This window comes from Paenibacillus sp. FSL R10-2199 (assembly GCF_038000235.1).
GTDB classification, from domain to species: Bacteria; Bacillota; Bacilli; order Paenibacillales; family Paenibacillaceae; genus Paenibacillus_AQ; species Paenibacillus_AQ phytohabitans.
Genome location: NZ_JBBOBO010000001.1, coordinates 2,402,622 through 2,417,789, shown reverse-complemented (window position 1 = coordinate 2,417,789; position 15,168 = coordinate 2,402,622). Strand labels below are relative to the sequence as shown.

The following is a 15,168-nucleotide window of genomic DNA, read 5'->3' as shown; positions in this document are numbered from 1 at the left end:
TCATCCCTTCGAAATGTTTATATTTTCAAAATAAGAGCTGTACTTGACGCTTTCGAGAATGGCTTCCTGAATTCCGCCTTTGCGGACGAGGGGCAGGACTCCGATCTTGTTCAGGCTGGCTCTTGGAGCATCGCCGATACCGGAGCAGAGAAGAATGCGGCAATCACTTAGAATGGAGATGATTTCTTGCAGCGTGGCGGCTTTGTCGCCGTTACAGTCTGCTTTGCCATGACAGTATGCTTGTATTTTGCGGACACCCAGGAGTTGTACATCTGCGCCGTCAGTGTCGTAAATCAGAAACTCAGTGGCATGACCGAAATGCTGATTCACCTTATCGCCGCCTCTAGTGGCAACTGCGACTCTGGTCTTCGGCCCGCCTGCCTGAATGCGTCTGGCCTGCTTGGCTTTGACGCGCTCGCGGATTTTGGTATCCAGCTCACTCTGGAACATTGCCCTGGCTTCTTCATTAATGACCGGTTCAGCTTCCATCGCTTCAAGCGGGAAATCCTGATTGCGGTCCTGGCCAAGCAGCCCGATCGCATCCGCCCGGCATTGGCGGCAATGGCGCATGACCTTCATCCCGTCACGGCCTAGCAGCTCCTGCAGGTTAAGCAATTCCTTCGGACGGGGCGCTTTGCGTCCATCCGCTTCGTATTGGCTGCCCGGCGCGATAATCAGCGGTGTTACATTATGCAGCGTGGCCCCGAGTTCTTTTACTCTTTGGGACACGGCGGGCAGATGATGATCGTTGACCCCCGGAATCATAATCGAATTCACTTTGACCAGAATCCCCAGCTTCGCCAGCATCTCAAGCCCCAGCAATTGGCGGCTGATCAGCAGCTCAGCTGCTTCCCTTCCTTCGTACCGGACCCCTTCATCGAATACCCAGGGATAAATCGCCTGGCCGACATCAGGATCAATGGCATTGATGGTGATGGTGACATGCCGGATGCCAAGCTCGATAATCTCATCCACATGCCGGTACAGCGTAAGTCCGTTGGTACTGAGGCAAAGGGACACGTCTGGCACATACTTCTTGACCCGGGCAAAGGTATCAAATGTCTGCTCCGGATTCGCCAGAGGATCTCCGGGTCCGGCTACACCCACAACCGAGAGCTGCATCAGCTGGGCGGCAACGCCCCTCACCTTGCGTTCTGCCTGCTCCGGAGTAAGCACTTCACTGACCACACCCGGCCTGCTTTCATTTACACAGTCGAACTTGCGGTTGCAGTAATTGCACTGGATGTTACAGGCGGGAGCAACCGGGATGTGCATCCGGGCATAAAACCGGTGGGCCTCCTCGCTGTAGCAAGGGTGGCGGCTAATCTCCTCCTCCGCTTCACTTGATATACATGACGGCTGCATCATTTCCCACCTCCTAAAAGATTTGTAAGCTAAGCTTCCTTGTACAATCTTCGTACAAAACTCGCTTCGGAAGCATTCGCTTAGATTTACGGAGTATCCGCTCCTTGAAACCACTTCGCAGTAAAACTCGCTTCGGAAGCATCACTCAAGTTTTGTAAGCTAAGCTTCCCTGACATTCCCATATGCGACAGTCAACTGGCTGCCAGCTCGGTTTAATGTTATGTTAATTAACACAAACCTTGCTTGCTGCTTTAATTAGTCTCATCATATTTTCATAACAGGGCATCGTCAATTAGCTTAAAGCTTGATTTGCCCTTAATTTCCTTATGTTTGCAGTTTCGACATATGGTATGTCAAGTTATATGACTCGTATATGCCATGTTTCCGTTTTCAAAACAATCATTTCCTGATGATATTTATTCTCATAAACATTGACAACGCCTCTCAACTCATATATGATACTTTTAGTCAGATACGTAAATCCTAAAATTTCATATATCCCGTAAAGGGGAGTAGCTGTTAGATAAAATCGTCAATACGAGAATATGAGGATATTCTCCGGTTTTATCGGCAATTTATCATTGTTAGCGAGACCTTTACCAATCAGGTTACCTTTATTCCAAAGGCTAATCTGTTTGGTAAAGGTCTTTTTTATATAGTTTTGGTTACAATAATGGTAATAAGGGTATTTTTTACGAAAAGTATCCAGAGCCACATGAGGAGGAAACAGCAATGGATTGGGGATTATTATTAGAATACGGATGGGTATTGCTCGTTCTGGTCGCACTGGAAGGGCTGCTTGCCGCAGACAACGCACTTGTATTGGCAATCATGGTTAAACATCTTCCTGATGAGGAACGTAAGAAGGCGCTCTTTTACGGATTGGCAGGAGCGTTTGTGTTCCGGTTTGGATCACTTTTCGTCATCTCTTATCTGGTCGACATCTGGCAGGTACAAGCTATCGGCGCAATTTATCTGTTATTTATCGCGGGGAATCATATCTTCCGGAAATTGCTGTTCAAGAAACCGGTCACGGATGAAGCAGCTGAAAGCGGCACTTCCGGGGCTGTCAACAAGAAGAAATCCAGCTTCTGGTTCACCGTACTTAAGGTTGAGATTGCAGATATCGCCTTTGCAGTAGACTCCATCCTCGCAGCTGTTGCCCTCGCCGTTGCTCTTCCGCCAAGCGGAATCGGCCACATTGGCGGACTTGACGGCGGACAGTTCCTGGTAATCTTTGCGGGCGGATTCATCGGCCTGGTTATTATGCGGTTTGCCGCTTCTTTCTTCGTCAAATTGCTCCACACACGTCCAGGTCTCGAAATTGCCGCCTTCTTCATTGTCGGCTGGGTAGGGATTAAGCTTGCCGTCATCACTCTTGCACATCCTTCGCTGGGTGTATTGTCTGAAGACTTCGCGCATAGCACCTGGTGGAAACTGACCTTCTACGTGGTTCTGATTATTATTGCGGCTACAGGCTGGTTCATGAGCAGCATCAAGACCGAAGACAATGTCGGCGAGAATCCCGTCAAGGAAGTCGACAAACAGCTCGGCAAATAAGCTTCTCCACTTCATAATGCGACGTCAAAAAGCCCGTTCCCGCCATAGTGGCGGAAACGGGCTTTGCTGTGCTCCATTCTCTATTGGCCGATCACCTGATCGGTTCTGCCCTGCAGCTCTACGAGCTTCATGATCACATTAGCTGCCTGCGCTTTGGTTACAATCTGCTGTGGATTGAACTTCCCGTTCTCTCCCTGCAGCAATCCCAGCTTAACAGCCAGTGCTACTGCCCCTTTATCCTGAATTGCCGCATTGTCACTGAAGCCGGTTATGACAGAATCATTACCCAGAAAAGCTGAAAGCTTATCGTACTTCAGGAAGGAGGCCAGCAGAACAGCAAGCTGTTCGCGGCTTAACTTACTCTCAGGCTGCAGCGCAGCCCCTCTGCTGATCCATTCACGCTCTGCCGCATAGCTGACGGCTTCATAATAAGGGCTGTCCGGACTCACTCCAGCCACGGCTTTAGGTTCAGAACCATTCGAATACCCTGCATAATACGGTGTTGAGGATCTGGCAATCAGGGTGAACCAGTCTCCGGCCGTTATCTCCTGGTCCGGATTCACCTTCTTATCCGCATCTACGCTCAGCACGCCGTATTTCAGCAGCTCGGTCAGTGCCTGCTCTGCTGCATGCCCCTTAAGATCAACTGCCCCCGCTCCACTCCGTGACTGCAACGGGCTCTCGTAGGTCGTGACCCATTCCTTAGTTTGCGCATCCAGTACCTTATAGGTATCCTGAGAATCTGCCGGAGTCGGAGCATATACCAGCTTAACTACCGGTTCAACATACTTATTGTCTATATTATATCCGCCTATACTGCTGTACTGCAGCTTCAGATCATATCGGCCGAGATAGCTCTGAAGTGCTTCCGCCCCGGAAACTGCCGGAACAGGCTTATCTTTGAGCGCTTCATAACCGGTGTTGCCTGTATTCATGTAGCTTTGCAGTCTGCCGTAAACATCCATAGTCATGACTATATTACTGTCACTAACCGGAATACCCTGATAATAGCGCAAGAACTGGTAACGGTACCCCTTCCCGTCCTCAAGGATACTCCACTTCCCTCCATGCTCAGCCAGCTTAAGACTTCCGCTGGCCTTAGGATACAGACGGTTGATAAGTTCTATCGCCCTCTCCTTAGCTTGTGCCTGCGTCAGTTTGGTTCCGCCTGCAGGTGCAGGCTGTTCCTTCAATGCCTGGCCTCCATACTGCTCCAGCTGGAATTGAATGATTTCTCCGGTGCTGGAGTCTACTTCAGCGTACGTACGCTCCGGCATTGCCATATTAGCAGCCGTGCGACTTGCTTCCCAGGATAATCTCCAGAGCTTTTGCTTATCATTCTGGGAATTCACGCCAGAGTTCTGGCCTGAAAGCTTGCGTTCTGCAGGAATCGCAGCGACCTGCTGTACCAGCTTCGCCGCTGCAGCTGCGGTCAGCCCGGCGGCGCTTGCAGGCTGGAAAGTATTCTTCCGCTCTGGTACCGCCTCATAAGTGACAGCCGCCGTAATTGCTTCGCCTTCATTATCTATGCTTTTGCCAGTCTGGGCATCTACAAGGGAAAGGGATTCACTCTCAGGGCGCCAGCCCAAAATCCAGCGCACTGCCGCGCCATCTTTATATATAGGGATATAATAGAGGCCAACCTTAAAGTTCCCGGCAAATTGCTTGCTAGCTGATTCCGGGGAGACCGCCGGCTTCGCTGACGGATACACTCCGTCTGTAGCCGGTTTGCTGAATTGAACGATATTCCCGTTTCCATCGACGGAGATGTTCAGCATATCCGCTGCTGAGGGAAGCCCGTTTCTCAAGATTCTGAACGGAAATCTATATTCAAACATACCAAAGAGCGCGTCCCTGCCCATATAAGTCTGGTCGTTATCATCCAGTACAAGGTCCTTGGCTGCCAGGGATGGTGCGGCCGCGGCAATGAAGCTGCGGGCTTTCGCCAGCGCCTCCTCCCGGGAGAATTCCGGAGGGTAAAAGGCATTCTCCCTCAACATAGGATAAGAAATATACGTATTCACCAGATCACCTGTCATCGCATCGACCAAACTGGAGAACCCGTAACCTGAGCTGCCCAGCTGGTACTGCCACTGGACATTCCACACCATCTGGTTCCCGGAAGGAGGGTAAGAATCCGTGCCAAGCCGTACATTGGATACCGTCGCTTCCTTCAGAACGGGAAACAGCTCTCTTAGCTTGGCAATGGCCTGCTCCTGTGTGATTTTGGCCTTGGCCGGGTCCGGGGCTGCGGAATTGGCGGCCTGTCCGGCAGCTGCTGTGGAGAGAGGCACCCTTACCGAAGTGTAGCTGGAATCCGCAGCAGCCAGCCCGCCAGGCAGCAGTAATGCAAGCGCTACCGAAGTAATCAGGGCTGTCCGGGCGGTTTGCTGAATAAATTGATTGCGTTTACTGTTCAAAACATTTCATCCTCCTCAAATAAGTAACATGAATATTCTAATTATAATTATATTTAGATATATTTACCATGTTATATTTGCGACAGGAAATTACAGCATTCTCAAACAAGTAGAAACGGCTTTGCCGTCCTTTTAAGGGACGGTGTTGTTTCAGCGAGAAATAGAAGGATAAGTTATCGTGTGAAACATATAAATTCTTATATTTCAAAAGAAACGGGCACCGTCCTTATGCGGACAATACCCGTGTACAGACTACCGCCGCCACTTCATAAACCGGTAATCCAGCAGATCCACCAGCAGGAAAAGGACAAAGCCTACCAGACTGAACAGCATAATTCCCGCATACATCTCCGGATAATCCAGCCGCAGCCAGGCATCCATAATGAAGAAGCCCATGCCATGCTCCGTACCGTAAATTTCGGTGAAGAACAGCACCGATATTGCCGTTCCAAGGGAGATACGAATGGTGCTGAGAATGACCGACAATGCGCCGGGGAGCGTCACATTCCAGAACTTCTGCATGGAGCTGGCGCCGATGCTCGTCAGAACATCATATGTACTCTCAGGGATCGCCTTCACACCATCACGTACGGATATGATTACCTGGAACAGCAGGATCAGCATGATCATCAGCACTTTGGAGGTCTCTCCGAGGCCGAAGAACAGCATCACTACAGGCAATAGCGCAATCTTGGGAATCGGATAGGTCAGATACACTACCGGATCCAGCAGCCTGTTCCAGAGTGGAGAGCGGCCCATCAGCAGGCCTACCATCAGTCCGAGCAGCAGCGCCAGCAGCACACCCTCGAAGATCCGGAGCAGGCTGTAGCCGACGTTCAGCGCCACATCACGCGCACCCAGATGAAACATAGCTTCATAGACTGCACCCGGACTTGGCAGAATGGAATGATTCATCAGCAGATAGGCTATATACCAGATTACATTCATGCCCGTAAAAACGAACAGCAGCCGCAGCAGGTGAGGGAGATGCCGTTTTTTCACCATTTCTCCATCATTACCTTTCTGATTCTCTTACTTTGCTCGAAATACTCATCGCTCTCCCGCTTGTCCACATGCTTCATGGCAAACACAGCGGAGTTATCGAGAATCTCCGGCGGCTCCTGTTGCCCGGGCAGCATCACGATAATCTTCTGTCCCAGGAGAATCGCTTCTTCTATATCGTGGGTGACGAACAGCGTGGTTGCCGGATGCGCCTGCCAGTTGTCGATAAAAATCTGCTGCAGCCCTTCCCGCGTAATGGCATCCAGCGCCGAGAACGGCTCGTCCAGCAGCAGAATAGTCGGCAGAATGGCGAATGCACGGGCAATAGCTACCCGTTGCTGCTGTCCTCCGCTCAGGGAGAGCGGAAACCGGCCGGCCAGCCCGGCTATACCCATGGACTCCAGCCAATGCAGGATTTGCCCGTCCTGCTCCTGCCTGTTTGTGCTCCCGCTGCCGGGGCGGGCAATTTTCATGGCAATCCTGATATTGTCACGGACTGTCTTCCAGGGCAGCAGGCCATAATTCTGCGGCACCAGGCCAATCAGCGTCTCCTTCTCATGGACGGATCTGCCGTTGAAGAGCAGTTCCCCCTCATACCCCGGCAGCAGTCCGGCAATCGCCCGCAGCAGTGTGGATTTGCCGCTGCCGGAAGGACCGATTACTGTATATATCCCATGCTCCGGCAGGGTCAGATTCATCTCTCCGAGCGCCAGCTGACCCTTTTCGTAGGCTACATGAAGGTTGTTAATGCGGAGTCCGCTATTCTTTAAACTGGACATCGGAGATCACTTCTTCAGCCGATATATTTTTGGTGAGCAGTCCTTTTTCACGCGCCCAGGCGAAGGCCGCTTCTACTTCCTTCACATCCACCTGGTAAGCAGGGAGATATTCCGGCACCTTAATCTCATTCTTCAGCGTGTCCGGATAACCCACTTCCTTGATAATCAGATCGATATATTCCGACTGGTCATGCGTTTTCATATAATCTACAGCTTCATCATAAGCGGCGTACATATCACGGATGCCTTGTCCTTTGGCATCAATCGCACTCTGCGGGAAAGCCAGCACGAACGGATTGATTCCCGCACTATGGGTCGAGCTGAGGACACGCAGGCCAGCAGTTTTGCCCATGGTCACGAACGGCTCCGGAAGGACGGCTGCATCGGCTTTATTATTCTTGAGCAGCTCCAGGCGGGTTGGAATCTGCGGCACTTCGGTCACTGTAATATCGTCTTCAGTCAGACCGGCCTGCTTCAGCATCATCGCCACGGTATACTGGGTCGAGGTATTCTTGGACAGAATGACAGTTTTGCCCTTCAGATCCTTCACCTCTTTGACTTCATCATTTCCGGTCAGCAGATCAAATTCACCCGTTGTAGTACTGGTGATTTTGACATCCAGTCCCGCTTCATTATAGATGGAAATCGCTACAAGATCTGCGCTGAGACCATCTACTTTGCCGGCTTGAAAAGCTACATCCCGGTCCTTGGCGCTCTTGAAGGTCTGGATATCGAGGTTTACATTATGCTCTTTATCAAAGCCTTGCTCATGCGCAATAATAAATGGAATCGCATCAATAGAAGGCAGCAGACCCAGCGATAGGGTAACCGCCTCGGCTGGAGCTTCCGCAGCATTTCCGGAGCTTTCATTATCGGCATTGCCTGCATTATTGGAATTTCCGCAGCCAGCCGCTACCAGGCCAACCGCAGCGGTCAACATTGCTATTTTCATAAGGTGCTTCCAGTTTCTTCTCTCCATGATTCTTAATTCCTCCGTCTCTTTTCGGTTCATCTTGTTGCTGTACCTTCGCTTCTGCTTCCGGGAGCAGGATAACCCTGTGGTGCAATGCAGCATAATCCCCTCAGGCCTGAGGTCCATGCGCATTTATTCACATATAGGCATAGAAGTAGAAACGTTAATGCCCCCCCTTTGAAGGGCAGCACCCGTTTCTCTGTATATCCATGCTATTCTGCTCGCCGGGAAGACCTAAGTAATGCAATTTTACACCCATTGCCCTATTTTGTATATTTATAAATTGAAATAATCAGGGTAGTGCCTACATGTATTTCCCGTAATCCTTGATTGTCACCTTGGCCTTGCACTCTATCTCCACCTGCGGATAAACCTCCCGCCAATTCATTTGATTCCACTCTTTATAGCTCAAAGTATTCCTTATCTGTATCCCGATTCCGAGACTATCTACGTTATGCTGCTGCATTTGCGACACCATTTCTTTGGCTTTGGCCATAATCACATCTGCGATATCCCGCTCCAGCTGTTGTCTTACCCCGGCCTTATTCAGATAATGGTGTCCGGTATATTCAAGCACGGAGCCCTGGATATTCGCCAGAAGCTCGACTTTGAACCGGCCGGGCCCCAGACGATGAACCTTCACCTTGCGTGAATTCAATAATGAACTGAACATCACTACCACCTGCCGGCCATCCTTTTCCCCCAAATGGAGAGCGGCCTCCCCTTGCCTCAGGTCATCACGGAAAAGCCCGAAGAAGATCCCGTCTTGAGCCGGAATCTTCATTCTGTAACGGTCCTCCTGAAACAAGGCAATGCCGTCAATAACGGCTTTGTCCCCGCTATCCTTTACTATCGGTGCCACCGGATCTATGCCATCGTCATTATAGTCACGGGAGAATTCATACAGAGTGGTATTGGGAATGCTGTTGCCGGCCGCCTCTTTCTCCAGCAGATGATTGATATATCTTCCGGTATCCGTATGCGGCTCGTAATCCTTGGCCAGAATTTCACCGGCATCCCCGTTAATAATTGTAACCTTGACGCCAAGGGCTATAGAGGGATCACGCAGCAGGGTATCAATGTAATCCCCGAGTCCGGCTTTGGCCAGCTTCAGACCAAACAATGCATCTCTGAGCTGCCCGCTGACAACCGTCAAATCCGTCTGTCTGGAGAACATGATTCTCGCTTCCTTAATGCTATCCGAGACAGTAGACAACAGCTCACGGCGTGCGGAGGAATCCGGGTCAATGACCGGGACGCAGGAGGTAACTTTGATCCTGTTATTCTCTGCAAGATCATAGCTCGCCGTCTGCACCAGGCCCAGCTTCTCAAGGATTCTCTCGTCGCTTTTGCATCCGGTCAGCAGCAGAGGAAGCAGAAGCAATAGACTCAGGGACAACCTTGCCAAGCTATAAATCTGTCTATGCACGGACCTCTCCCCCTTTCCGCTGAATCAGCAGCAATAGAAGCAATAGTACAGGAAACCCGAAAGCAATCCCGGTCACCGCATACCCCAGGTTAGTGATCCAGACCCCCACTGCATCCAGTGTCTTCGGAATAAAAGAGATACTGTAGGAAATCGCAATCAGTAAGAAAGAGAGCACGGATAGTTTTATTCTGGGGAGCATTCTTCGTACCGACTCTTGTGCCGCCCACCAGTACATTACAACAGTGACCAGAACCGGGAACAGAAACAGCCCGTACAGCAGATTCTCCAGCCTCTCTATAAACGGAAATTGGATATACGCCAGCAAATCAAGCAAGGGATAGAGCAGTTTTTTCAATTGCCCCAGACTGAAGAACCCGAAGCAGATGATCGCCAGCGAGATATACAGCACAGCTAAATAGAGATTTCCCGCATAGACGCCCGCCATAGCCTTTTTGTTCTTGTTCACGTAAGGGAACAGCAGTATCGATAATTCGTAACCGAGAAAAGCGGAATAGATCTCCATCGCTCCTTTGAACTGATTATGCCCGCCTTTGAGAATAAACGGAGTCAGGCGTTCCCAGCGGAACGCCGGAAAAAACCACAGCATGAGCAGATACATCCAGGCAGACAGCCAGAAGAACAGCGTTGCCGCTTTGGAGATGGAATAGATTCCTTTGGTAATCATCAGAAAGGCCAGAATGTCCACAGCCAGCTTGAACACCATGGGATTCGTTGTCGGGAAGGACAGCATTTGGAAGATTAGTACGTATTTCTTGCCGATCATGCAGCCAAAAACAAGCCAGACCGCAGCCAGGCCGCCATAAAAGGGATACAGCACCGGCCTTGGAATTGTCTGCTCCATAATCTCAAATACAGACCTCCCTTGGCCAAGCCGGAAGACCAGTGAAATTAAATAGATATTGAAGGTAGAGACTACGATACACGGCACCAGAAAAAGCCATCCGTTGGTACCGAAATAGTCGGCCAGATTGCGGGGCAATGTGAAGATCACAATTCCGGATTGGGTCATATGCATTAGAACGGCAATATGAAAGGGGCGCAGCTTTTCGGGCATAACGTCCACTCCTACTTTTTGTTTTTTTGCCTGATGGAATTCATGGTCTTGCTCTGGGACGGACGGCTGCTCAGCTTCGAGAAAGGAGCACGGATAAACACATCCTTCCAGTCTCCCGTCTTCATTGGAGCAATAGGGGTCAGATAGGACGAACCCAGACTCGTCAGGTTGGATAAATGAATTACGATCAGGGCTATACCCATTACAAGTCCAATATTGCCCCATATTCCGGTGAGTATTATGATTCCGAAGCGGATCAGGCGGATAGAGGCGCTCATCATATAGCTGGGAATCACAAAAGAGGCAATGGCAGATGAGGCTACTGCGATAATAAGCACATTGCTTGTCAGGCCAGCCTGTACAGCCGCTTGACCAATCACAATCCCGCCCACGATCCCGATCGTCTGCCCAATCTTGGTTGGCAGGCGCGCTCCGGCTTCCCGCAGCAGCTCGATCATGATTTCCATCAGCAGCGCTTCATAAACAGGAGGAAACGGCACCCTGTTCCGTGATTCAGCCAACGTTCGGAGCAGCGCTTCGGGAATCATCTCGTAATGAAAGGTAGTTACCGATACATACATCGCCGTGAATGATATCGTTATTACAAGAGCCAGAAACCGGAGCAGCCGCAGTGCCGTCCCCAGTGCCCAGCGCTGGTAGTAATCATCCGGTGATGAGAAGAATTCAAAAAAGGAGGAGGGCGCACTGATCGCTGTCGGACTATTGTCAACGATGGTGATGATCCGCCCGGCCGCCAGCTTCGACACAGCCACATCAGGTCTTTCCGTAGTCAGAAACTGCGGGAACACCGAATTCGGCATATCTTCAATGAACTGGGTCAGCGTCCCGCCGTCATTAATCGCATCTGTCTCAATCCGGTTGATCCGGTTCTGCAGATCCTGGACATATTTAAGATTGGCAATATCCTTGATATAAAGGATGTACACAGTTGTTTTGGAAATTTCTCCGATCTCACACCGGATAATTTTCAGATGCGAGCTTTTGATCCGGCGGCGGATTAAGCTCAGGTTAGTAGGAGCGGATTCCACGAAGGCATCATGAGGGCCGGCAATTACCGTCTCCGTTTCCGACTGCTGTACACTGCGGCCTTCCGGGCCGTAGGCGTCCAGTAAGTAGACAGCTTCCCCGTGGAAGACAGCTACACAGCCCTCCAGTATGCCGACCACCACGGCTTTGGACTCTCTTGTCTCAACAAATTGGGACTGGAGGAACAACTTATCCAGCCCATCCGCCTGAAGCCGGTCAAAGGGCAGCAATATTTCCTGGATTAGCAGGTTGTTATCCACCGTATGCGGGAAATACACAATATCGGCGGAGAGTTCAGGAAAGCGCCGGTGGCTGAGGTCCGCACACTGATCGAATTCATCAAGAATATGCCGCAGCGTAGGAATATTCTGTGTGTCCGGTTCCATAGATGCCCTCCTTCCCCGTTCGTTTGGTATAGTATCCCCAAGATTTTCTTGGATATTTAAGGCTGCCGCAATAAAAAGCCTTCTTCCATCCCGCAGGATAAAAGAAGGCTATCATGTACATCTTCTGCTTGTGCTACATCTACATTGCCGTACCGGTAACGCTCGTTCCGTTCTTGGTGATCTTGTAATTCACGACTTCGCCGCTCCAGAAATGGAACTTCAGGATCACGTCACCATTGTTCACTTCATTGAAGAACGCCGGCAGCAGACTGATTTCACCCGTGGTATAGGAAGGCGTAAACGTATAAGCAAATTCTTTATAAGACGTCCAGTTTTGCGGGCCGGCATTCCCTCCTGAAGCATATACGGCTTCCATGGTAGCGAGAGTATCGCCATTGAACACAGCCGGTATTTTAAAAGCACTGGCTGTTCCCTGAACGCTGCTTAGCTTTGGCGTATTATAGAGAATTACGTTAAAATTCCAATCCGCTCCTTTGTTGAAGCGGGCCGTCAAAACTGCATTGACGCCAAGCTTACCGGAAGAAGTCAGGCTGGTGAGCTTCGCTGCTTTGAACGTCAGCTGGTCACCGCTTAGGGTATAATCCGTTCCCTGCACCAGCTGCTGGCTACCGTATAGAATTGAAGAGAGCGTATTGCCGTTCAGATTCAGCTTAACCGTCACATCCTTGGCTGCGGCACCCTTTTTCAAATGAATGAGATCGCTTTCAGCAGTGGACGAGCGGCCGGTCCAGCTTGCCTTCATCATATTGTAAAGCTGCGGATCGGACCACTGGAAGGATGTGCGGCCGAAATGCTGACCATTGTCCCACAGCATCGGTGTAATTTGCTTAGACTTCAGATAATAAGCCAGGTATTCAAAAAACTTCAGCTTCTCCCCCTGCTCGATCACACCAGTGTTCTTGTCAAAACCAAGCAGCCCATACTCGCCCACAATAACGGGAATGCCTCTGGCGGTAAAGGTGTTATAGACATTATTAAAGGTAGTCACGATATCGTTCTGGGTATCGGTCTCGAACCTGGTATAACCGGCAATATTGACACTGAACGGCCAGAACCCGTAATAGTGTACGGTCGCGATCAGATTGGAGTCGTTCAGCCTGTTGATGGTCTGGTACAGGGCGTCCATCCGGGTCTGCGTCGGTGAAGCTTCCAGCGTGGACAGCACCAGCGGACGGGTGGCATTATTCCCGCCGGAGGCTCTGACGATGCCATGGAAAGCCACATTCAGCTCATCCAGCATCTGAATCGCCTTGGCCTCATCCGTCGTTCCGCCATCGGTGAAACGCGGCTCATTCACGCTCTCGAACATCAGCTTGGCGGAATATCCCTTGAAGCGGTTCGCAATCTGAGTCCAGACCGCCTTATAGCGGGCCAGCACCAGATCATGCTGCTGCTCCATTTTGCTGATCCACAGCCAGGAATCATGGTGAACGTTGATCATGACATACAAATTCTCTGCTACTGCCCAATCAACAACCTGCTGGACACGTGACAAATAGGCCGCATCCACTGTATACGGGGCAGCCGCTCCCGTATGTACATCCCAGGTCACGGGAATCCGGATGCTCTTATAGCCTTGGGCAGCAATTTTCTTGATTAGAGCCTGTGTGACGGCCGGGTTGCCCCAGGAAGTCTCATCGGCTCCGGTCGCATCCAGTGAATTGCCCAGATTCCATCCCGGCTGCATGGCATCTACGTAGGATTGAAGACCTGTGGATGCAGCCGCAGCTGCGGCAGCCTGCTCCTGCGGCGCCTGTTCTTCCGTTGCAGCAGAGACCATCGGTGTGACCATAGCGAGCAGCAAGACTGTGGTGAAGATGAATGACAGAAACGATTTCTTTTTTGGCATGGATCGTTTATTCCTCCCGGTTTGTTGTGATCGGCTGATGCATAAAATCAGCTTCAGGATTTTTATGCAACCGCTTACCAAAATCAATATAGCATCTTTGCCGATTGGTAAATATCCCAATTATTAGTGTAAAAAACACTCATAATTAGAGATCTTCTTTGTTCCAGGCAGGAATGCCGCGCTTCAGCCAGTTTGCTCTTTTTCCTCGGCCTGTCCCCCCGTCTTATGCTATAATAATTAAACATAATCCAAAGAGCCCGCTTCTGATGTAATCCATATTTGAGGAGCTGTGACGATGAGCGATCCGATTTTGCAACAGATTCTTACGGAATTACAGGGAATGAAATCTGAAGTGACAGAGATGAAGGCTGAATTTACAGATATGAAATCCGATATCAAAGAGATACGGTCCGAGTTGGGCACAATGAAGGCTGATATTGACAGCATCAAAGAAGATACGAAGCTGATCCCGCTGATCCAGCAGGCTGTATCCGAAGTCAATGCTGAAGTCATTGCAACCCGGGACACTCTTGAGCGGATAGACAAAACATTAACCGTACATGATGCTACACTGGACATGCTGGCCAGACGTTCTATTGATCAGGAAGCCGCATTGAAACGTATCAAATAAGCTTTCCCTACAGGAGTTTGCTGCAAGCGACCGCCATATCCGGCAGTCGCTTTTTCTTTTACCATTCCTCATCCCCTATTGTCTCTCCCACAAGGACATAACTCCTTTCACAAAGCACAAATCCTCTCCAATTCACACTTTGTACTCTTTTATTGTCTATTTCACACGGACACACCTTTGATTTTCGTCTGATCCGTGTTATAATGAAAGCGTAAACAAAAGTGATCGAAACCCTATTTTCCATCGGATTTCATCGCCAAGGAGGATGAATGCAATGCTGGCAGGAATTAAGGAACTGAAGAATTGGGTAACCGGAATGTGGCAGCCTGGAATGGCTTCGGGAGAAGAAGACTACCGGAAAATGGAATACAGCGTAGAGCGCCATTTGCACACACCGCAAACGCCAAGCCCGCTTACTTACGAACAGGAATCACGGATCAAGACTGTCAAATTCCATTAATCTAACCGGATGTATATAGATTGAACAATATTTGATACTTAAAAATCCACACTCAAACAAGGCCGCAAGGAACCGGATCATCCGGTTCATGCGGCCTTTTATTTATTTCGTGCGCCTAACCCTGAACCGAACCCTTTGATATAGCTCTTTGGATACCGGCGTGCGGATGGC

General features: G+C 50.2%; 12 protein-coding genes. 3 read left to right on the top strand and 9 right to left on the bottom strand.

The window, feature by feature from the left end; translation table 11 throughout:
• Window positions 1-1,368 (bottom strand): nitrogenase cofactor biosynthesis protein NifB, encoded by a 1,368-nt coding sequence (gene nifB, locus NYE33_RS10675; protein WP_042139712.1) that lies wholly within the window; start codon window positions 1,366-1,368, stop codon window positions 1-3.
• A 729-nt stretch (window positions 1,369-2,097) separates the two neighbouring features.
• On the opposite strand from nifB, the gene NYE33_RS10670 reads away from it, so the two are divergent.
• Window positions 2,098-2,925, top strand: coding sequence for a TerC family protein (locus tag NYE33_RS10670; RefSeq protein ID WP_042139713.1), 828 nt, complete (start codon window positions 2,098-2,100; stop codon window positions 2,923-2,925).
• An 80-nt stretch (window positions 2,926-3,005) separates the two neighbouring features.
• Here NYE33_RS10670 and NYE33_RS10665 read toward each other — a convergent pair whose 3' ends face one another.
• The 8 genes from NYE33_RS10665 to NYE33_RS10630 all read right to left on the bottom strand — a co-directional run bounded on the left by NYE33_RS10665 (window position 3,006) and on the right by NYE33_RS10630 (window position 13,906).
• Entirely contained in the window at window positions 3,006-5,345 is a 2,340-nt protein-coding gene (locus NYE33_RS10665) for an S-layer homology domain-containing protein (protein ID WP_341065708.1), read from the bottom strand.
• A gap of 252 nt (window positions 5,346-5,597) precedes the next feature.
• Window positions 5,598-6,350 carry an ABC transporter permease gene (locus NYE33_RS10660; protein WP_336102463.1) on the bottom strand — a complete coding sequence of 251 codons (753 nt, stop codon included), beginning with the start codon at window positions 6,348-6,350 and terminating at the stop codon, window positions 5,598-5,600.
• A complete protein-coding gene (locus tag NYE33_RS10655; RefSeq protein ID WP_076248413.1) occupies window positions 6,344-7,126 on the bottom strand; it encodes an ABC transporter ATP-binding protein in 783 nt (260 codons plus the stop codon). The genes NYE33_RS10660 and NYE33_RS10655 overlap by 7 nt, the downstream gene beginning before the upstream one ends.
• The gene (locus tag NYE33_RS10650) at window positions 7,107-8,078 is read right to left on the bottom strand and encodes an ABC transporter substrate-binding protein (protein ID WP_256704044.1); all 972 of its coding nucleotides are present in this window, start codon (window positions 8,076-8,078) and stop codon (window positions 7,107-7,109) included. The genes NYE33_RS10655 and NYE33_RS10650 overlap by 20 nt, the downstream gene beginning before the upstream one ends.
• A gap of 325 nt (window positions 8,079-8,403) precedes the next feature.
• Window positions 8,404-9,528, bottom strand: a complete 1,125-nt coding sequence (locus NYE33_RS10645) for a Ger(x)C family spore germination protein (protein WP_083705748.1) — start codon at window positions 9,526-9,528, stop codon at window positions 8,404-8,406.
• Window positions 9,521-10,603 carry a GerAB/ArcD/ProY family transporter gene (locus NYE33_RS10640; protein ID WP_171718725.1) on the bottom strand — a complete coding sequence of 361 codons (1,083 nt, stop codon included), beginning with the start codon at window positions 10,601-10,603 and terminating at the stop codon, window positions 9,521-9,523. Before NYE33_RS10640 ends, NYE33_RS10645 begins: the two co-directional genes overlap by 8 nt.
• An 11-nt stretch (window positions 10,604-10,614) precedes the next feature.
• On the bottom strand, window positions 10,615-12,036 hold the full coding sequence (locus NYE33_RS10635; protein WP_076248420.1) for a spore germination protein: 1,422 nt from the start codon (window positions 12,034-12,036) through the stop codon (window positions 10,615-10,617).
• Between the two features lie 139 nt (window positions 12,037-12,175).
• Entirely contained in the window at window positions 12,176-13,906 is a 1,731-nt protein-coding gene (locus NYE33_RS10630; RefSeq protein WP_341065705.1) for a cellulase family glycosylhydrolase, read from the bottom strand.
• Window positions 13,907-14,201: 295 nt separating this feature from the next.
• Between NYE33_RS10630 and NYE33_RS10625 the strand changes: the two genes are divergently transcribed.
• The gene (locus NYE33_RS10625) at window positions 14,202-14,537 is read left to right on the top strand and encodes a histidine kinase (protein WP_340942659.1); all 336 of its coding nucleotides are present in this window, start codon (window positions 14,202-14,204) and stop codon (window positions 14,535-14,537) included.
• A 274-nt stretch (window positions 14,538-14,811) separates the two neighbouring features.
• Window positions 14,812-14,997, top strand: a complete 186-nt coding sequence (locus tag NYE33_RS10620; protein WP_039297739.1) for a hypothetical protein — start codon at window positions 14,812-14,814, stop codon at window positions 14,995-14,997.
• The last annotated feature ends 171 nt before the right edge of the window (window positions 14,998-15,168 follow it).

Excerpts from the sequence above, each read along its gene's own strand:
- nifB (WP_042139712.1), bottom strand. The coding sequence starts at position 1,368 with ATGATGCAGCCGTCATGTATATCAAGTGAAGCGGAGGAGGAGATTAGC.
- NYE33_RS10670 (WP_042139713.1), top strand. The coding sequence starts at position 2,098 with ATGGATTGGGGATTATTATTAGAATACGGATGGGTATTGCTCGTTCTG.
- NYE33_RS10660 (WP_336102463.1), bottom strand. The coding sequence starts at position 6,350 with ATGGTGAAAAAACGGCATCTCCCTCACCTGCTGCGGCTGCTGTTCGTT.
- NYE33_RS10655 (WP_076248413.1), bottom strand. The coding sequence starts at position 7,126 with ATGTCCAGTTTAAAGAATAGCGGACTCCGCATTAACAACCTTCATGTA.
- NYE33_RS10650 (WP_256704044.1), bottom strand. The coding sequence starts at position 8,078 with ATGAAAATAGCAATGTTGACCGCTGCGGTTGGCCTGGTAGCGGCTGGC.
- NYE33_RS10640 (WP_171718725.1), bottom strand. The coding sequence starts at position 10,603 with ATGCCCGAAAAGCTGCGCCCCTTTCATATTGCCGTTCTAATGCATATG.
- NYE33_RS10635 (WP_076248420.1), bottom strand. The coding sequence starts at position 12,036 with ATGGAACCGGACACACAGAATATTCCTACGCTGCGGCATATTCTTGAT.
- NYE33_RS10630 (WP_341065705.1), bottom strand. The coding sequence starts at position 13,906 with ATGCCAAAAAAGAAATCGTTTCTGTCATTCATCTTCACCACAGTCTTG.
- NYE33_RS10625 (WP_340942659.1), top strand. The coding sequence starts at position 14,202 with ATGAGCGATCCGATTTTGCAACAGATTCTTACGGAATTACAGGGAATG.
- NYE33_RS10620 (WP_039297739.1), top strand. The coding sequence starts at position 14,812 with ATGCTGGCAGGAATTAAGGAACTGAAGAATTGGGTAACCGGAATGTGG.